General features: G+C 38.7%; 19 protein-coding genes, 2 tRNA genes and 2 pseudogenes. 15 read left to right on the plus strand and 8 right to left on the minus strand.

The window, feature by feature from the left end:
* The coding region (locus H515_RS13255; protein WP_036891644.1) for a helix-turn-helix domain-containing protein at positions 1 to 155 on the minus strand (155 nt) is incomplete at its 3' end.
* Between the two features lie 642 nt (positions 156 to 797).
* Here H515_RS13255 and ypfJ point away from each other — a divergent pair.
* Positions 798 to 1676, plus strand: coding sequence for a KPN_02809 family neutral zinc metallopeptidase (ypfJ, locus tag H515_RS0108835; RefSeq protein WP_025877587.1), 879 nt, complete (start codon positions 798 to 800; stop codon positions 1674 to 1676).
* Between the two features lie 60 nt (positions 1677 to 1736).
* Here the strand turns inward: ypfJ and H515_RS0108840 are convergent.
* The 6 genes from H515_RS0108840 to H515_RS0108870 form a co-directional block, all read right to left on the minus strand.
* Positions 1737 to 1813, minus strand: a tRNA-Asp gene (locus tag H515_RS0108840).
* A gap of 23 nt (positions 1814 to 1836) precedes the next feature.
* Positions 1837 to 1910, minus strand: a tRNA-Asp gene (locus H515_RS0108845).
* An 83-nt stretch (positions 1911 to 1993) separates the two neighbouring features.
* Positions 1994 to 2509 carry a GNAT family N-acetyltransferase gene (locus H515_RS0108850; protein WP_025877585.1) on the minus strand — a complete coding sequence of 172 codons (516 nt, stop codon included), beginning with the start codon at positions 2507 to 2509 and terminating at the stop codon, positions 1994 to 1996.
* Positions 2502 to 3704: a glycosyltransferase family 2 protein gene (locus H515_RS0108855; RefSeq protein ID WP_025877583.1), complete on the minus strand. Its 1203-nt coding sequence runs from the start codon at positions 3702 to 3704 to the stop codon at positions 2502 to 2504. The genes H515_RS0108850 and H515_RS0108855 overlap by 8 nt, the downstream gene beginning before the upstream one ends.
* A 467-nt stretch (positions 3705 to 4171) precedes the next feature.
* Positions 4172 to 4780 (minus strand): recombination mediator RecR, encoded by a 609-nt coding sequence (gene recR, locus H515_RS0108865; RefSeq protein ID WP_025877579.1) that lies wholly within the window; start codon positions 4778 to 4780, stop codon positions 4172 to 4174.
* 20 nt (positions 4781 to 4800) lie between these two features.
* Positions 4801 to 5295 carry a hypothetical protein gene (locus tag H515_RS0108870; protein WP_028901858.1) on the minus strand — a complete coding sequence of 165 codons (495 nt, stop codon included), beginning with the start codon at positions 5293 to 5295 and terminating at the stop codon, positions 4801 to 4803.
* 211 nt (positions 5296 to 5506) lie between these two features.
* On the opposite strand from H515_RS0108870, the gene H515_RS0108875 reads away from it, so the two are divergent.
* The 11 genes from H515_RS0108875 (at position 5507) to H515_RS0108925 (ending at position 17843) form a co-directional block, all read left to right on the plus strand.
* Positions 5507 to 7207, plus strand: coding sequence for a glycoside hydrolase family 10-like protein (locus H515_RS0108875; RefSeq protein WP_025877577.1), 1701 nt, complete (start codon positions 5507 to 5509; stop codon positions 7205 to 7207).
* Between the two features lie 275 nt (positions 7208 to 7482).
* Entirely contained in the window at positions 7483 to 7899 is a 417-nt protein-coding gene (glmS, locus tag H515_RS0108880; RefSeq protein ID WP_025877575.1) for a methylaspartate mutase subunit S, read from the plus strand.
* On the plus strand, positions 7899 to 9281 hold the full coding sequence (glmL, locus tag H515_RS0108885) for a methylaspartate mutase accessory protein GlmL (RefSeq protein ID WP_025877573.1): 1383 nt from the start codon (positions 7899 to 7901) through the stop codon (positions 9279 to 9281). Before glmS ends, glmL begins: the two co-directional genes overlap by 1 nt.
* A 23-nt stretch (positions 9282 to 9304) precedes the next feature.
* Entirely contained in the window at positions 9305 to 10768 is a 1464-nt protein-coding gene (locus H515_RS0108890; protein WP_025877571.1) for a methylaspartate mutase subunit E, read from the plus strand.
* A gap of 116 nt (positions 10769 to 10884) precedes the next feature.
* Positions 10885 to 12120, plus strand: coding sequence for a methylaspartate ammonia-lyase (locus H515_RS0108895; protein WP_025877569.1), 1236 nt, complete (start codon positions 10885 to 10887; stop codon positions 12118 to 12120).
* A gap of 134 nt (positions 12121 to 12254) precedes the next feature.
* Positions 12255 to 13631 (plus strand): acyclic terpene utilization AtuA family protein, encoded by a 1377-nt coding sequence (locus H515_RS0108900; RefSeq protein ID WP_025877566.1) that lies wholly within the window; start codon positions 12255 to 12257, stop codon positions 13629 to 13631.
* Between the two features lie 24 nt (positions 13632 to 13655).
* Positions 13656 to 13976 (plus strand): DUF4387 domain-containing protein, encoded by a 321-nt coding sequence (locus tag H515_RS0108905; protein ID WP_025877564.1) that lies wholly within the window; start codon positions 13656 to 13658, stop codon positions 13974 to 13976.
* 181 nt (positions 13977 to 14157) lie between these two features.
* Entirely contained in the window at positions 14158 to 15102 is a 945-nt protein-coding gene (locus H515_RS0108910) for a hypothetical protein (RefSeq protein ID WP_025877562.1), read from the plus strand.
* Positions 15103 to 15945: a fumarate hydratase gene (locus H515_RS0108915; protein WP_025877560.1), complete on the plus strand. Its 843-nt coding sequence runs from the start codon at positions 15103 to 15105 to the stop codon at positions 15943 to 15945.
* Between the two features lie 17 nt (positions 15946 to 15962).
* Entirely contained in the window at positions 15963 to 16523 is a 561-nt protein-coding gene (locus H515_RS0108920) for a Fe-S-containing hydro-lyase (RefSeq protein WP_025877558.1), read from the plus strand.
* 90 nt (positions 16524 to 16613) lie between these two features.
* Positions 16614 to 17843 (plus strand): hypothetical protein, encoded by a 1230-nt coding sequence (locus tag H515_RS0108925; protein WP_025877556.1) that lies wholly within the window; start codon positions 16614 to 16616, stop codon positions 17841 to 17843.
* A gap of 101 nt (positions 17844 to 17944) precedes the next feature.
* On the opposite strand, the gene H515_RS0108930 is transcribed toward H515_RS0108925, so the two are convergent.
* Positions 17945 to 18142: a hypothetical protein gene (locus H515_RS0108930; RefSeq protein WP_025877553.1), complete on the minus strand. Its 198-nt coding sequence runs from the start codon at positions 18140 to 18142 to the stop codon at positions 17945 to 17947.
* A 377-nt stretch (positions 18143 to 18519) separates the two neighbouring features.
* Between H515_RS0108930 and H515_RS15080 the strand changes: the two are divergent.
* The 3 genes and pseudogenes from H515_RS15080 to H515_RS0108940 all read left to right on the plus strand — a co-directional run.
* A pseudogene (locus H515_RS15080) lies at positions 18520 to 18756 on the plus strand (ISAon1 family transposase N-terminal region protein); the annotation flags it as partial.
* Positions 18722 to 19438: pseudogene (locus tag H515_RS13260) on the plus strand (ISAon1 family transposase); the annotation flags it as partial. The pseudogenes H515_RS15080 and H515_RS13260, both read left to right, overlap by 35 nt.
* Positions 19439 to 19544: 106 nt before the next feature.
* Positions 19545 to 19755, plus strand: a 211-nt coding sequence (locus H515_RS0108940) for a DUF4372 domain-containing protein (RefSeq protein WP_028901859.1), incomplete at its 3' end; no start/stop codon positions are given.

The following is a 19755-nucleotide window of genomic DNA, read 5'->3' on the forward strand; positions in this document are numbered from 1 at the left end:
ATATACTTTCCCGATGGCGTGCTGTTGCGTTTGATTTCACGTGATAGTGTTGACTGACTGATGCCGACGATTGCGGCAATCTCTTTTCTCCCTGTTTTCTTTTGAAGTAAGGCGAAAATTTGCGACCTTTGCTCCGAGATTAATTGATGATACATTTGCAATACAAAGTTAGTTAATCTTTGGGAGACAGCGGTCTCCCTTTTTTTATTTGTATTGCTGGTTGTTTTTTTCCTCGCCGAGAGATGCAGACAACCTCTCGCTACGCTTCGAGAACGTCTGCATCTCTCGGCGAGGGCTACTCTTTTATTGCACTTCGTTTTGGAACTTGCAAATACATTGATTGATGATAATTTGGAATGTATCTCAATAACGAACAGAGAGTTTTAGATAATGTTTACATGGCAAACTCATTACTTCTCACTTAGCCCTCAAAGACGAATAGAATTTTTTTACAAAGAAGAAAATAACTATAAGCCTTGGCGGGCGAAAGAAACAAAAACAGCACCCGTCAGAGCTCACGTTTCAATAGGTAAGCTATTGAGCTGTAATAGATGACCTTTTGGCTTACAAAAGCTGACCTTTTAAATTTTGAAAGCTTAGCAACAGTAATATGACAGTGATTTTAATTTTATCTATAGTACACATTTTTGATGTTTCTCCGTAAAAGTACAAATGAATTTGGCAATTAAAATATTTGGAAGAAATTCCATGAAATTTGGAATTTAGTTATTTTTGTGTTATCTTTGTGTGAATTATAATTCACCAAGCTATTAACGGAATAAATCAAAAATAAGAATATGAGATTATCAGGACGCAGACAAAGCGACAATGTTGAAGACCGACGTGGCATGAGCAGTGGTGCCAAAGCAGGTATAGGTGGCATTGGCGGCATCATTTTGATTGCCGTGATTACCCTTATGGGAGGTGGAAATATCGGTGATATTTTAGGCAACGTAATGCAGCAACAAATTCAAGGACAGGTCCAAGAGCAAACTTCTGGGCAGCGGGAGTTTACACAGGAAGAGCAAGATCTGGCCGAGTTTTCAAAAACTATTTTGGCAGGCACGGAGGACGTTTGGGTACAGCAGTTCGAAGAGCACGGTATGAAATACCAGTTCCCTACCCTCGTTCTTTTCACGGGTGCAGTCAATACGGCTTGTGGTAATGGTTCAGCTGCCATGGGGCCTTTCTATTGCAGTGGCGACCAAAAGCTTTACATTGATTTGAGTTTCTTCTCAAGTATGAGAAACCAACTTAATATTGAGGCAAAAGGCGACCTTGACTTTGCTTATGCGTATGTGATTGCCCACGAGGTTGGACACCATGTTGAATATCTTCGTGGAATTTTGGGGAAGGCGCATGCTAAAATGGCGCAACTGAATCAGACAGAAGCCAATAAGATTAGTGTGAAACTGGAGTTGTTGGCTGACTATTATGCAGGCTGTTGGGCTCATTATGACAACGAAAAATTCCAAAGCCTATCAGATGGAGACCTTGAAGAGGCTATTGATTGCGCCGAAAAAATTGGTGACAACTATCTTCAGGAAAGGGCACGTGGCTATACTCAGCCAGAAAGCTTCACTCACGGAACTTCAGAGCAACGCATGTACTGGCTGAAGAAAGGTATTGAGACCGGCGATTGGAATACGACAACATTCAGTCCCGGTGAATTTTAGATAAAATGTAAATCGACAAAATATACAATAAAAAAGAGTATGCTTATAGAAACATACTCTTGGCGGTGCGTACGAGACTCGAACTCGTGACCTCCTGCGTGACAGGCAGGCATTCTAACCAACTGAACTAACGCACCTTAAAGTGCTCAAAAAGTAACTGCGGTGCGTACGAGACTCGAACTCGTGACCTCCTGCGTGACAGGCAGGCATTCTAACCAACTGAACTAACGCACCAAAATACTTTAGCTACACTTTTGATTTTTGCGAGTGCAAAGGTAATGAATATATTTCATTCAGCCAAAAGATGGGGTTGTTTTTTATAAAAAAAATTGCATTATTGACGCATTCCAGTATTTACCATCATGGAAGAACCAATCTTTCAATTTCGCAGTCTCTTCGAAGCCAAGGGTTTTTAAACAATTCAATGAAGCTTCGTTTGAAATTTCTACATAGGCATACAACTGCCACAGATGTAAGGTGTCTTTAGCATATTCGAGTACTTTTCTGATAGCAGCATATCCATAGCCCTGACCTCTGTATTTATTCAGAATGATGAAACCGATTTCAGCACGTTGATGAATTGGTTCAAAGTTGACTAAGTCTATAATTCCTACAACTTGTTTATCTACATTTTCTACAATCAATCGCACTTGCCCATCAACATAAATATCATTACTGGCATTTGCAATATAGTTTAAAAGAGTGTATCGACTGTAAGGTACATTGCTTGAACCAACATTCCAGACCTCATCCTCGTTTTCAATTTGATAGAGTAAATCCAAATCTTCTGGTTCCAGAGCTCTAAGATAAATATCTTTAATTTGTTTATCCATGTGTAAGAATTTCTTCTGATGTTATGATGTATCCTGAACTCTTATCAAAAGTACCTATATATACATTATTGATTGGTCTTCTTGAAAAAATATTTAAAATTTCATCGTATGAATATGCCCCTATGTCATAAACGATGTAATTGATTTTGTCAGAAATTAATAACTCTTCACAGTCAAGATGACCATTTGGCATAGATTGACTATTACCCATTACATATTTGGCTGCTAAACCTCGGCTATCAATTATTTCCTTACATTTATCTATCGAGGCTTCTTCTCCGATAAATAAATAATTCGCATAATTCTCCCCTGATGGCCTAAAAAAGCCAAGTGCCTTAGTTGACTTACTGTATAGCATCCTACATAAAGAGGTAAAAGCTTGGCAGTAGATAGCAAATTTAATGGGAACGCTCAAAAAAGTGCTCATCCCTCCATAATGTTTACGAAAAAAAATGAGCATGGCATCATAGAAAACATGAACATACCGAAAGCTTGATTTTTGAGTACTCTCACCTTTGTAATGCAAAATGGGTACAGGCAAATACCAATTCTTATAACCATTTTTCAAAAGCCGGTAGCTCAAGTCTATATCTTCTCCATACATGAAGAATGTTTCATCCAACAAACCTGTCTTGTCGAGAGCTGATTTCCGAAGCAAACAATATGCACCACTTACAACCTCTATTTGTTCTGGGCTGTCCCATGGTAAATCGCTCATATAGTAATGACCAAACTTTGGATGTTTAGGGAAACACTTACACAATCCTATTATTTTGTAAAATGCGACCATAGGCGTAGGTAGCCCACGACGACTCTCCTTTGCCTTTTCACCATCAGATTTGAGCATCATAACTCCCAAGCCTCCGGCATCGAGATGCTCGTCCATGAATTGAACTGACTCTTTCAGTGTTGACTCCCCTACTATTGTATCTGGATTTAATAATAAAACATAATCACCCCTACTTTGCCTTATCGCAATATTATTAGCTCTGGCAAAACCTAAATTATGTATGGAGGAGATGCACCTTACCTTGGGAAAATTCTGCTCAATATATTCAACGGAACCGTCACGAGAATGATTATCTACAACTATTATCTCACTATCAATACCGTTAGTTGCCCTAACAACACTTGTTAGGCATTGTGCAAGGTAATACTTGACATTATAATTGACTATGATAATGCTTAATTTCATTCCTCCATTGTATCATTATTGACAACTTTGAAACAAGTCGTTTCTTGATGGCATCTTTTGTTGCTGGGATAAAAAAACAATATACACAAGAAGAGAATTATTGATAAGTAGAAAAAGCTTGAGTCTTTGCCATAAAGATAATAAAATATCATATTTATCAGCATTGGGATAGCAATGATAAGCATTCGAACGGTTCCCCAAAGACAAAGTGACCTTTTTCCTGTGCTATTATCCGCACAGAGAGCTTTCTTGATGCCTGAAAGTCTGAACAAGTATAATGAAAATGGTATTAAAAGCAATGTGAGCAATTGCATAATAAACTGAACAATAAACAACGATTGCCCGCCAATAATACTACCTGGTAGAATGAAACCAGACTCAAAAATTAATATGATGAGCAAGAGAAGCGATACAATAACAAAAAATTCAGACAATAAGATTTTTCGTGCTTTTTTCATTTGACTTGATTAAGGTTCCAAAAGAGTTCTGTTCAAAATACTGCGGCCTAAAGTGACTTCGTCAGTGTATTCCAACTCATCTCCAACAGAGATGCCGCGAGAAATTATTGATAATTTGGTGTCAAAACCTTTCAGTTTTCGAGCAATATAGAAATTAGTCGTATCTCCTTCCATTGTACTTGATAAAGCCAAAATAATTTCTTTGACTCCACTATCTTTAACGCGTTCTACCAATGATTCTATCTCCAAATCATTTGGACCTATCCCATCAATAGGTGATATAATCCCACCCAAAACATGGTATAACCCATTATACTGCTGTGTGTTCTCAATAGCCATGACATCTTGAATGTTCTCGACGACACAAATTGTACTTTTATCCCTCCCGTTGTTTGAACAGATATTACAAACGTCTGTGTCTGAAATATTATGACATATTTTGCAATATCTGATATGATGCCTCATTTTGGAGATTGCATCAGAAAATTCATCTACCTCTTCTTGTGATTGACGAAGTAGGTGTAGAACAAATCTGAGGGCTGTCTTTCGACCAACACCTGGTAACTTGGAAAATTCGCAGATTGATTTTTCAAGTAATTGAGATGGATATTGCTGCATTGTGAATAGAGTAAATACTCTTAATCATCAAAAAGATATATTCCCAATCCTATTTTTAATCCTACTGTTGAATAATCAGAATCTTTAAACGAGTGATCATAATAGATAGCAGGCTCGATTGTTACAGAACGATTGATGAAAAATGCATAGCCCACTTCTGCTCCAGGCATCACATCATTATAATTATGATTTGCATGTAGGAACTTGCAGTTTGCGCCAAGAAACAGTCCGTTTTGGGTTATATAATAACGGCCACCCGCACCCACCATGATATGATCTGCTACAGCTTCAGAACCATTATGTTCCGCACTCAACTGTCCAAGAAGCATGACATTGTCCCAAGCTAAATAACCAGCTTTAGCTTCAAGTCCTAAACTAAATCCATCATGGCCATTATATCTGAGGTTAAGGCCTGTCAAGGAAGCTCCTAAGTAGGCTTTTCCTTCCTGAAATTGCGCATGTGCGCCTAATGTCATAATAACTGCCATAGACAGCATTAATATTTTTTTCTTCATACTTAAATATATACTTGATAGTTCAATATCTAATTGGATTAGTTAATCTAGAAATTTATCAACTCAATCTATGTCAGATAGAAAAAGTAAAATAAATAATCTTTAAATTATACGACAAAGGTATTAGAATTATTTGAAATAAAAAAATAATTTTGTAACTTTGTCTAATATAAGTAAATGAACCCCCTTTTTGTTACACCTATCAATTTATATGACCAGAAAAATATTATTAACGTTAATCAGTTGTATTACAATCAATTGTTACTCACAATACTATAATAATTCTTCTTTTTACAATATTAATAAACTGCCAAAACGTGAAATAAGGGCGGTTTGGGTTACGACATTAGCAAATCTTGACTGGCCAAAGACTTTGGCCACTTCAAAATATACTATTGAAAAGCAGAAAAATGAGTTGATTACAATGCTTGATCAATTCCAAAAAGCCAACATCAATGTGGTGCTTTTGCAGACAAGAGTAAGAGCTGCCACAATCTATCCTTCCAAAATTGAGCCATGGGATGGTTGCATTACAGGAACCGAAGGGGCTACACCGGGTTATGGCTATGACCCTCTCCAGTTTGCGGTTGAAGAATGCCATAAAAGAGGAATTGAAATCCATGCTTGGATAGCAGCTGTACCCGTGGGAGCTTCAAAGTCACTCGGCTGTAAACTAATGAAAGGTAAAGGATTTGATATAAAGAGCTTCTCGTCGGGATCATATGTGAACCCTGCAGATCCAAAGTTGGCAGACTACCTTGCTGATATATGCGCTGAAATAACAACAAATTATGATATCGATGGTATTAATTTAGATTACATCAGATATCCTGATGGTTGGCAGAAACCTTCATACAGAGAAGGTGATACTCCAGGCGACAGACGAAGAAATATTACGAAAATTGTTAGGGCTATTCATGACAAAGTAAAAGGCATCAAAAGGTGGGTAAAGATTTCTTGTTCGCCAATTGGAAAGTATTCAGACCTAGCACGATATTCGTCAAACAATTTCAATGCCCGCGACAAAGTTTTTCAAGAAGCCCAAGAATGGCTAAAAATGGGTCTTATGGATCAGATCTATCCCATGCAATATTTCCGAGGTAATAATTATTATCCATTTTGCGCAGACTGGATTGAAAATTCACATGGGAAAGACATAATAACAGGTTTGGGAACTTATTTTCTTGACCCTAATGAAGGGAATTGGACACTAAAAGATATTAGTCGCCAAATGCATGTTAGCAGAACCTTGGGCTTAGGGCATGCACATTTTCGTTCAAAATTCCTGTTAGACAATCGAGAAAATATCTATAATTTCGAAAAGACATTCAACTCTACTGTCGCGCTTACCCCTGAGCTATTAGAAGACAAGGTGTCCGATTCTACAGCTCCAGCAAATCATACGATTTTTCTCACTTATTCTAAAGAAGGAGAGACCATTGTTAGTTGGAACGGAAATTCACCTTTTTACAATATATACATGAGTTTAACTTCTCCTGTCGATACCTCAGATCCAAGACAACTAGTCTATGCCAAATTTCAAGGAAAATCCTTTAAACATAAGAACACTGAAGGCAAGAAATTTTATTACGCCATAACATCAATCGATAGATTTGGCAAAGAGAGCTTACCCCTGAGACTTCAGGATAATCAAATAAACTTATCAACGAAGCATTTACTGCAGAACGATGGAAAATCACTTTTATTACCAGATTATTACAAACAATGGAAGGTGACGTATTTCACAATAGAATCAATGTACGGAGATGTTGTCAAAAGATTATATCCCGCATCTAAAAGAGTCGAATCAGTCAGAATAGACATGATTCCTGAAGGGATGTATTCTATACGAGCGCATATTTTTAATCAGAAGAAGAACCATCGAATTGGTTTTTTCACTATTAAAAGATAAAGTATCGTTATACCTGTATGTTTCTTCTACAGCAAGGGCTATCGTGTTAAATAAAATTATTTACATTGATATAATTTGACAAGTAACTGAATTTTTGTAAAGTATATATCCAAAATGGACAAATACAATCTTTAAAAAGCAGGTGTATTAAGTAAATATATCTTAATTTTTTTATTTTATTGCTATATTATTTGTCCATGAAAAATTAAGGTTGTAAGTTTGTATCTAAGTTAAAAATAGACCTAAACAGAAACATTAATTTTTAATTAATTACTATGGAAAAGAAGACGGTTGTAACAGGTGTTATTGGTGCTGATGCCCATGCGGTCGGTAATAAAATTATCGCATTTGCATTGGAGCAGCACAATTATAACGTTGTCAATCTTGGCGTAATGGTAGCACAAGAAGAATATATCGCTGCTGCTATTGAGACAAACGCTGATGCTATCTTAGTTTCATCTATGTATGGTCATGGAGAAATTGATTGTCAAGGATTGCGTCAGAAATGTGATGAGGCTGGCTTGCAGGGTATTCCAATTTTTGTTGGTGGTAACCTTGTTGTGGGTAAGCAAAATTTTGAAGATGTAGAAAAACGTTTCTTGGCGATGGGCTTTACAAAAGTTTATCCTCCCGGAACCGATATAGAAATTTCTATTAAAGACCTCGATAAAGTTTTAGGAAAGGAAAACTAATGAAATATCTGACAGTGGACTTTGGTAGCACATATACCAAACTAACTGCTATTGATACCGAACAAGGTGAAGTGCTAGGAACAGCCTCTGCTTTCACAACTATCGAGACAGATGTGATGGAGGGCTTTCGCAATGGCATGCAAAAGTTAGAGAAAAAAATCGGGACATTTGAATATGACAGACTCCTCTGCTGCAGTAGTGCTGCTGGCGGGCTAAAAATGGTTGCCTTGGGATTAGTGCCAGAATTGACTGCAAAAGCTGCAAAAATGGCAGCTTCAAGTGCTGGTGCTAAAGTTGTCAAGACTTACTCTTTTGAAATATCTCAGGCCGAACAGGAGGAAATTTATGAGATAAATCCTGATTTGGTTTTACTCTGTGGTGGTACAGACGGAGGAAATAAAGATGTTATCCTTGCGAACGCAAAACGTCTTTGTCAAATAAAAAGGAATTTCTCCATAATTGCCGCTGGCAATAAGACCGCTTCCTACGAATTGGCTGAAATCTTTAAAACTACTGATAAAGAATGCGTTATCACTGAAAATGTGATGCCACAATTTAATGTTATCAACATTAACCCTGCTAAACAAAAAATCAAGGATCTTTTCATTAGTAGAATTATTGAAGCCAAAGGACTCACAACAGTTCAGAAAATGAGTGGTTATGATATCATCCCCACCCCATTGGCTGTTTTGACTGGATGTGAATTGTTGAGTAAAGGTACTGGTAGAGATGAAGGGATTGGCGATTTGATGGCTGTCGATCTTGGAGGGGCCACAACCGATATTTATTCGATGGCTAAAGGAGACCCGACTATAGCTGAAGTTATTACGAAAGGTTTGCCTGAACCTTACAGTAAACGTACCGTTGAGGGTGACCTCGGTATGAGATATAGCCTCACAGCAATGGCGGATGAAATTAATATGGAAGTCTTCTCTGATGAACTGGAGATAGACCAAGACAAAATAGAAAAGTGGATTAAAACATGTGCAGCTAAGCCTTCTACACTACCATCCAATGAAGAAGAAGCCAAGATAGAACAAGGATTAGCTCGTAATGCTGTCAAGGTGGCTGTAGAACGCCATTCTGGTTATTTTGAGCCAGCTTTTACACCTATGGGGCAGGTGTTTACACTAACAGGGAAAGACTTATCAGATGTACCTTATGTAGTAGGTATAGGCGGTTCTATTATTAATAGTTCCAACCCAAAACGTATTTTGAGCGGTGCAGAAAAGAATGCTTCTAAAGACCCTATGTTTGCCAAACCAAAGAGCCCCAATTATATGCTTGACAAGAAATACATTTTTGCATCTATGGGATTACTGAGTACTTTTGAGCCAAAGTTGGCATTATCAATAATGAAAAAGGAAATAACAAAAATATAACAATAACAATAATTCTGATTACTATGGAATTAAAGAATCAAAAACTGACTGATGATGAATTCTTCAAAGAAAGAGCCGACGTTTTAACTCATTGGGAAACTGGTAAAGATGTCGATTTCGAAGAAGCTGTTGAATATCAGAAAAGCATAGCTCCCGAAAGACGTTTCGGCGCTAAATTGCAGAAAGCTCAAGAGAATGGAGACACTTTGATTCAGCCACGAGCTGGTGTAGCTCTGTATCAAGAGCATATAAAGCTACTTCAATTCCTTGAAGAAGAAGGTGGCGCTGACCTCCTGCCATCAACAATTGACAGTTATACTCGCTTAAATCGATATAACGAGTGTCAAATTGGTATTGATAAAAGTTTTGAGACGGGCCGTTCAATGTTAAATGGATTCCCTGCAGTAAATTACGGAGTCAATATCTGTCGTCAAGTAACATCTGCCGTTAAAAGTCCAGTACAGGTACGTCATGGAACTCCTGACGCTCGACTTTTGACAGAAATAGCCATTGCTGGTGGTTTTACATCTTATGAAGGTGGAGGTATTTCTTATAATATTCCATATTCAAAGAATCACCCCGTAGATAATGTAATTCGTTATTGGCAATATACGGATCGCCTTTGCGGTCTTTATGAAGAAGCAGGTGTGTCTATAAACCGTGAGCCATTTGGACCATTGACAGGAACACTTATTCCTCCATGCATTTCTAACACTGTTGCAGTGATTGAGGCTGTCCTTGCTGCTACACAGGGGGTAAAGGATCTGACCGTAGGTTATGGCCAGTGTGGTAATCTTATTCAAGATGTCGCTGCTATTCGCTCATTGGACATCATGACCCGAAAATATCTCGATAAATTCGGATATAAAGATGCAAGAGTGACTACAGTATTCCACCAATGGATGGGCGGTTTCCCACAGGATGAAGCAAAGGCATTTGGTGTTATCTCATGGGGATCTGCAGCTGGCGCATTGGCTAAGGCTACAAAGGTAATCGTCAAGACACCTCATGAGGCAATGGGTATTCCAACTAAAGAAGCCAATGCCGCAGGTCTTAGAGCAACCAAGCAGGTTATTAATATGTTGAAGGATCAGAACTTCCGTGAGATACCAGCAGTTGTTGAGGAGAGTGAGATCATAATGCAAGAGATGGAGTGCATCCTCAATAAAGTTGAGGAATTGGGTAAAGGCGACTGGGCAATAGGCACATGTGCCGCTGTTGAAGCTGGTGTCATCGATATTCCATTCGCACCAAGTAAATATAATGCTGGTAAGGTGTTACCAGCTCGAGACAATCAAGGTGCTATTCGCCTTTTGAATATGGGTAACATGCCATTGTCAGACGATTTGGTGATTTTCCACCGACAGAAACTCGAAGAGCGTGCTAAGGCTGAAAATCGTCCAGTAAGCTTCCAAATGGTTATTGACGATGTTTATGCTATCGGTAAAGGCCACCTGGTGGGTCGTCCACGTGATACCAAAAACTAACTAATTTCTAACTATATTATAGTTGGCGGAAATCAATTTCAAATATATGGACCCATTATACATGGGCCATGTATTTAACAATAAACAATTACTACAATTTAAATCATATTCTAATCATGAAAATTAAGAAAGTTGTATGCGCCCCTGGTAAAACAGGCTTCTTCTTCGACGATCAGAAGGCTATCAAGGCAGGTGCAAAAAATGATGGTGCTTTTTATGAAGGCAAACCTGTAACTCCTGGTTTTACGTCAGTAAGACAAGCTGGTGAATCTATCAGTGTATTGTTCATTCTCGAAAATGGTGCTATTGCACATGGTGATTGTGCAGCAGTTCAATACTCTGGTGCTGGCGGTCGCGACCCATTATTCCTTGCAGCTGACTTCATCCCAGTTATTGAAAAAGAAATTGCACCTTTATATGAAGGTATGGAAATCACTTCATTCCGCGAAATGGCCGATCTTGTTGACAAGAAGGTCAATGCTGATGGTAAAAAATATCATACTGCTATTCGCTATGGTGTAACTCAAGCATGTCTTGATGCAGTGGCAAAGAGCAAGTCTAAATTGATGGCAGAAGTAATAGCAGAGGAATATGGTACAACTATTTCCAAAACTATGATTCCTATCTTCTCTCAGTCAGGTGACGACCGTTACATGAATGCCGACAAGATGATCATGAAGCAGGCTGAGGTATTGCCACATGCCCTTTTCAATCATGTTGAGACCAAAGTTGGCTTAAAGGGTGAAAAGATCAAGGAATACATAGAATGGCTTAGAAATCGTATCATTAATTTCCGCCCATGCGAGAATTATAATCCAACAATTCATATTGACGTGTATGGTACATTAGGCATTGTATTTAATAACGACTTCGAGGCAATTGCTAAATATATTGGCGAAGTAGCGGAGATTGCAAAGCCATTCCACCTGCGAGTAGAAGGTCCGGTTGATATGGGTGAGCGTGAGGCTCAAATTGAAGCTCTGGCAGCAATTCGTGCCGCTATGGATCGTGATGGTATTGATGCAGAAATCGTGGCAGATGAGTGGTGTAACACGTTAGAGGATATTATTGCATTCTCTGAAAAGAAGGCTGGCCACATGGCACAGATCAAGACTCCAGACCTTGGTGGAATCAACAACGCTATTGAGGCAGTACTTTATTGCAAACAGCATAATATGGGGGCTTACCTTGGTGGTACATGTAACGAGACTAATCGTTCTGCAGAGGTTTGCGCTAATATAGCAATGGCAACATCTCCCGTACAGTATCTTGCTAAGCCTGGTATGGGTGTAGATGAAGGCTACATGATTGTATTCAATGAAATGAGTCGTATCTTAGCATTGACAAAATAAAGAATAAGTTGACGAGTTCACAAGTCAGCGTATTTGTAGGTTTGTCACTTGTTGCTGAAACAAGTCAACTTACCAATCCGTAAACTTGTAAACTCGTTTACTCGTAAATTTGAAAACTATTAAAGTTATATAAAATGGAAGAAATAAGAATACTTTCCACTACTGCGATTTTAGGTTACGGTTTCCCAATGGAATCGTTCGTAGAGGGTATGAAACGTAAGCCACATGTTATTGCAGTTGATGCCGGTTCATCTGATCCGGGGCCATACTATCTTGGTGCAGGTAAATCGTTCACTGACCGCAACTCTGTAAAACGCGACCTGGAAATTATGATTCCAGCTGGTATCGAGGCTAAAGTTCCTGTAATTGTTGGTACAGCTGGTGGTAGTGGCGCACGTCCTCATGTTGAGTTCGTTTTGGACATTATCCGCGAAATTGCAAAAGAAAAAGGACTATCATTCAAAATGGCTGTTATTCAGTCTGAGTTTGAGAAGGACTTCATCAAGCAGGAACTTCGCAATGGTAAGGTAACTCCTCTTGCTCCTGCTAAACCCATTGGCGAGAAAGATGTTGACGAAGCTATTCATATTGTAGCTCAGATTGGTGAAGAACCATATATCAAGGCATTGGAGGAGGGAGCTGATGTTATTATCGCTGGCCGCTCTTACGACCCATCAGTATTTGCAGCCCTTCCTATTAAGGAAGGATTCCCTAAGGGATTAGCTATTCACATTGGCAAGATTCTTGAATGTGCAGCAATCTGTGCATTGCCTGGCAGTGGTAGTGACTGTATGTTTGGATACCTTCACAAGGAAGATTTCGTGCTTGAGCCATTATCTCCAGCACGTAAATGTACGACTCTTTCTATTGCAGGACACACTCTTTATGAGAAGACTAATCCATATATCTTGCCTGGCCCAGGAGGTGCAATCAATCTCCATGAAGCTAAGTTTGAGCAGGTTGATGACAACAAAGTTCGAGTTTCAGGCAGTAAGTTTGTCCCAACAGACAAATACTATGTAAAATTGGAAGGTGTACGCCGCGTAGGTTATCGCACAATGTCTCCAGCTGCTTGTAAAGATCCTATCATGATTTCAAAAATTGATGAAATCATAAAAAGTGTTCGTGAGCGTGTTGAAAACAATTTTGAGAAATATGGCATCAAAGACTTCTTCCTCGATTTCAAAATTTACGGTAAGAAAGGTGTCATGGCAATGTTCGAAGGTGTAGAAGAATCACACTCTGATGAACTGCTTATCATCATTGAAGCTGTAGCTGAGACACAGGAGATTGCAAATACTATTTGCAGTTTTGCTCGAAGCACCATGCTCCACTTTGGCTATGAAGGGCGCTATTCTACCTCAGGAAACCTTGCTTTCCCATTCTCACCATCAGATTGTAAAATGGGTGAGGTCTATGAGTTTAATATCTATCACCTTTTAGAGGTTGATGATCCAACAAGCCTCTTCCCAATTGAGTACATGAACTTTGAAAAAGGGGAATGCAAGTAATCATTAGCAAAAGGAATAATAATTATGGCACAATATAAATTAATAGATGTATCTTCTGTAATTCGTAGTAAGAATTCAGGACCATTTGAACTTACATTCGATGTTATTTTTAGAGACTTCGAAATGTATAATAAGGTAAAGGACGCAAAAATTTTCAATGAAGAAATGTTCTGCAACCTCTATCATATTAAGAAGGAAGACATTATCAATATTGTACACTTTGATCCAGCCAAGGCTATTAAGGTGACAATCGTTCGTCCGATACCATCAGGCTCTCTTGGCGAAACAGATGTGTATGGCGCACAGCAGCACACACCATTGATGAAGTTTACATTCGAACTTTAATTTTTTGATGGGTTGATAAGTACTCAAAATGACCAGTAGTTTCTTTAGCAGTCCCTTTATGGATAGCAATGAATATTACAAGTCTTTTGACGACTTATCAACTCATCTTTTTTAAGTATCATATTGTCAGCACAGTAATTGTGTACCATTCATTTTTTCTCACAAAGCTAAACTCTCAACTATGATAAATCATATCCAACAATATTTAATTTCCACCCAATACTTTGCGCCTCGCGGTAAGGAACGATTAATTTTTCTCGGTGAACACATATCGCAACGCCACTTGCTTTATACTGACCGACTTATTGGTATTGTAGGGGATGCTGGCTCAGGTAAATCATCGCTGATCAAAGGGATGTTTCCAGGCTTGGAACTTGCAAACGACGACGATGTAATCAACCCCAGAAAAATTATGGTATTACGTGAGACAATAGCATTGGGGGAAGTTAAAGAAGCCTCGTCATTCCATCTTGATATAAGATTCCTCATGGGTTTTATGCAGATGTGGGAAATTGCAGAATTTGTTACGACCTTGCTTACACATAACAAACGTGTTATTATCGAGCATTTTAACTTATTACACAAGGCTCTTGGCAGAAATGCAGATCTCATTGTCGGGATTGGAGAAGAAATCATTGTTGCTCGTCCAACCATGTTTGGGCCCATACCAGAAAGCATCTATGACATTGTTCATGAATCGCTAAAGTTTCGTAAAATGGCCCATACGTCAGAACAAATCACTCGATATATTCTTGAAGACAATTATGGCATCTATCAAGAAAGTTATTTCTTCTCAGATATTAGAAATGGGTTTGTAATGAAATTTTACAATAAAGAAGAGTTTGACATAACTGAACTGGAGACAGATATAAAATCAGTTATCAAACGCCATTTACCAGTAGCATATTATGATGAGGAACATATCAAAATTGGTGATCGCATAGTTGAATGTGGTGGACCACGCTTGCAAGTAAATAATACTTCTGAAATCACAGATTTTGCGCTTGTGAAAGATCTAATGTATGATAATGATACGAAAACCTACTGCCTAATAGGAATAGTAGATAAGAATTACGAAAACATTGAAAATCGAAATACCCAGTATTTCCTTACAAGAAAAGTTTAAATGAGAGAAATAGAAGCAGCAAAAATTACAGAGTTAGTCGAAAAACTTTGTATAGAAGCATGTTATGTTTTAGCAGATGACATATATTCAAAGCTTGTTGTCTGCTCTAAAACAGAAAAGTCCCCTTTGGCAAAAGACATCATTGGAACTATTGTTAAAAATGCAGACATTGCAAAAACCGAACGCAGTCCAATGTGCCAAGATACAGGAATGACGGTTGTATTTATCAGAATGGGGCAAGAAATCCATGTAACTGGCGGTTTTATTGAAGATGCGGTGAATCAAGGTGTTCGGCAAGGTTATAGCAAAGGTTACCTTCGCAAATCTGTGGTAAAGGACCCAATAGACCGAGTGAATACTACCGATAATACTCCTGCTATCATCCATTATGAATTGGTTCCAGGTGATGAATTCCATATTACCGTAGCACCAAAAGGATTTGGCAGCGAAAATAAAAGTGGCCTAAAGATGCTAACCCCAAGTGCAGGCATACCAGGAATCAAAGAATTTGTAATTGACACCATTTTTCATGCTGGAGGCAACCCTTGCCCTCCTATTATTGTTGGAATCGGTATAGGTGGAATTATGGAGCGGGCAGCCTATTTAAGCAAAAAAGCGTTGTTACGACCCGTAGGAAGTGTTAGTGAGAACGAGAAAGTTGCCCAACTTGAAAAAGAGCTTTTGGAAGAAATAAACAAACTTGGTATAGGTCCGTGTGGCTTTGGTGGCACAACAACAGCATTGGCTGTAAATATCCTTACCAATGCAACTCATATTGCAGGATTGCCTGTATCAGTGAATATTGGCTGCCATGCAACAAGACATGCAGAAGGTGATTTGTAATTTTAGATTTAGAATTTATGGAAGAAAATAAAAAGATTCTTACAGCCCCTTTTACAGATGATAAAATCAAATCACTGAAAGCTGGTGATATGGTTTTTATTTCAGGGACTATATATACAGCGAGAGATGCTGCTCATAAAAGACTATGCGAGATGCTTAAAGCAGGAGAACCTATGCCTTTTGATTTCGAAGGTCAAGTAGTTTATTACGCAGGTCCATGTCCTGCGAAACCGGGTCAGCCTATTGGTTCAGTCGGTCCAACAACGGGTGGACGTATGGATGCTTATTCGCCAACATTAATCAAGGAAGGCCTCCGTGTTATGATTGGCAAAGGCTCTCGTAGCGAAGAAGTCATCAACGCCTTAAAGCAATATACTGGTGTTTATTTTGCTGCAATCGGTGGTGCTGCAGCACTAATGGCCAAAGCTGTAAAAGAAGCTGAGGTTATTGCATTTCCTGAACTTGGGACAGAAGCTATTCGAAAACTTCGAGTCGAAGAGTTACCAGTAATTGTTGCTATTGATTCTCAAGGCAATGATATGTATAAACTTGGAGTTGCGAAATACAAACAAAATTAATATAACATGGTAAATATAGTGCTAAAACAAATCACTATATTTACCATTATTTTTACACTTTATTCAAAGTCTTTCTAATACCATTTTCCTATGAATAAGAAAATATTTCTGTGCACAGTTTTTTGCCTCTTGTATATCGTTACTGGATATGCTTGCACAGCTGCAGTTGTGACAGGCAAGGTCACCAAAGATGGACGTCCGTTATTATGGAAAGTACGTGATACCGACAATCTACAGAATAGTATGAAATTTTTCAAAGGAACAAAATATGATTTCTTTGGGATTGTTGATTGCAACGCTCGTAGTAATGAAGAGATATGGATGGGCACAAACTCAACAGGGTTTGCAATTATGAATACTCAGTCATTCAATCTTGAAGAAACGAAAAATGGTATAGAGCCAGGTGACAAGAATGGCAATCTAATGTTTAGAGCTCTCAATGTTTGTTCAACTGTTGATGAGTTCAAGCATTTTCTTGACTCTACGAGCCTCGATGGATTGTGTGCTAATTTTGGAGTTATTGATGCTAAAGGTGGTGCTGGTTGGTTTGAAGTTAGTACCAGAAGTTATCAATTTTTCGATGCAAACGACCCAACAATTGCTCCCAATGGATATTTGGCTCGAACTAATTTCAGTTTTACAGGAACAGAACATGAAGGATTGGGATATGTTAGATACCAAACGGATGACGAAACTTTGGCAAAAGCCGCACTCACCCATTCAATAACATCAGATTGGATTTTCTCATCGTTAGCCCGCTCTTTTCGTAATCCCAAATTGGGAATTGACCTTCGTGATGGCAACCACAACAAGCCCAACACTACAGGATGGTTTATTGATCAAGATTTCATATCACGCAGTGGCACTGCCTGCTCTGCAATTATTCAAGGTGTCAAAATAAATGAGAACCCTGAACTCACTACAATGTGGACTGTCTTGGGTTATCCACCTGTAAGCACAGCCTTTCCATTTTGGTTAAAAGACGCCCAGACGATTCTACCTTCTCTATACACTTCTGCCCCAGAGGAACCTGTTACAATATTCGGGAAAAAGGTAGATGCGTTGAAAGAAGAAGTATATTCCTTCCATGAGGGAATTGGATCTGAAAGATATTTCAATTGGGATGTACTTTATAACAAACAAGGAAATGGAATAATGCAAAAATTAGAACCAGTGGAAAAAGAAATTTTCAAACGGACTAATGATATTAAAGAAAGGTGGTATCAAAAAGGCAAGATAAACTCAAAAGAGTTAAAGGCGTTATACGGCAGCCTTTCCGACTATGTAACTCAAAGTTATCAACAATTATTCGGTCTTTAATCAATTATTGCTGTCCGCTAAAACTCTAAAGAGCATAAATATTCCGCCCGAAGTTCATTTAAATGGTACTTCGGGCTTGTTTTTCCGAAAGTAAACCCCCACTAATCAAACTGACTTGGTTCAGGAGGTTTTTCCTTTACATCTTGAACCATTTTTGCCCCTTCTTTTTCGGCGTAATGGACATTTTGTAGGCTGAAAAAGCTCCAGATGTTTGTAATGGACAAATGGTAGGCTGGCAATTTCCAGCCTACTTTGCTATATTCAGAATTATTGCTGTCCGGTAAAACTTTATTAAACAAAATTATTGGTGTGCAGTAAAACTTTCCCCTCCAAATCGTTGTAATAAAGAATGTTTATAAAAGTATCATTTGGGTACTGTCCTTAAAAGTGTGTAAGCTATTTTTCTCTGAATATTCGGCTAAATTTCATGCAAATAATAGATTTTAGTAACGGTTACTATTTGAAATAAGAAGTAAGCCCCTACTGGTTAAATCTGCCTGTATTGCCGAAAAACAAAGGCTTGTAGAACTTTCAATCAGTTTTTAGCGGACACCAATAAAACAAAATAATTTAGGGCTGACACTTCTCACGAGGTGTCAGCCCTTTTGGTTATCTTTGTTTTTACTAAAATAAAACATAACCATGAGCAAAGATAGTCATTTTACCGGACAGCAATAATTTTGAATCCAAAGGTTTCATAGATGCCGTAGAAGTTACCGATTTCCCTATCCGTGACCATAAGGTGATCCTTGTACTTCGTCGCCGTCGTTGGGTAGATACCCGCACAGGTAAAAGTTTCTCGCTACCATTAAAGATTGATATCACCGCCTCCGGTACTCGTTATTCCAAAGAGTTCGGAGCTTTTTTAAAAGCTACGTATGGAGACATCCCCAGTGACCTGCCGTACGCTTGAGGATTTCTACCATATTGACGGCCATCAGTTTGAAAAACAATATAAGGAAGTTCTCAGTGGTTATAAAGACTGGAATCAGCTTGAACATGCAGAATGCTGGCTTTTATTCCCAGAGAATATAGGCACCTCGTTAGCCATAGATGAGACATCCCTTTTTAATGGTGAACTCTATACCATAGTAACCAATCGTGACAAGCACGGTAGGTCAGGATGCCTGGTGGCTGTTATTGCAGGCACAAAAGCTGAAGATGCCTGGGAGGTGTTGGATAAGATAGACGAGCATGAGCGAGATAAGGTAGAAGAAGTGACCTTGGATTTATCAGACAGTATGCGCAAGATCGTGCGGCATTGCTTCCCCAAGGCCAAGAGGGTTATTGATAGATTTCATATACAGAAACTTGCCTGTGATGCCGTACAGCAAATGAGAATAGATTATCGCTGGGATGCCATACAAGAGGCTAACGATGAGATGGAAGAGGCAAAATTCTCTGGGAAGAAGTATATTCCTACTGTTCTTCCAAATGGAGATACAAAGAAAGAGTTGCAGGCAAGAAGTAGATATCTGTTGTTTAAATCTGCCGAGAAATGGACGGATGCCCAAAAGCAGAGGGCAGCCATCTTGTTTGAACTATACCCTAAACTAAGAACAGCATATACTCTGTCTCACTCTTTGAGAATTATTGCTGTCCGGTAAAACTTTTTCAAACAAAATAAATTAGGGCTGACACATCTCACGAGGTATCAGCCCTTTTGGTTATCTTTGTTTTCGCAATATAATAAATATAACCATGAGCAAAGATAGTCATTTTACCGGACAGCCGGTCTATAGTCAAGTATTAAAGTTACTCGACAAAGAGAAAATTCTTCAGATAAGCTGCGAAACGAAAGGAAGCGAGGCTTACGTGAAGCGTTTTGACGGCTACCAACATCTCGTCGTAATGCTGTTCGGCATACTCAAACACTTTGATTCTCTGCGCGAACTTGAGATAGGCATGAAGG

This window comes from Prevotella corporis DSM 18810 = JCM 8529, from assembly GCF_000430525.1.
Taxonomy (GTDB): domain Bacteria; phylum Bacteroidota; class Bacteroidia; order Bacteroidales; family Bacteroidaceae; genus Prevotella; species Prevotella corporis.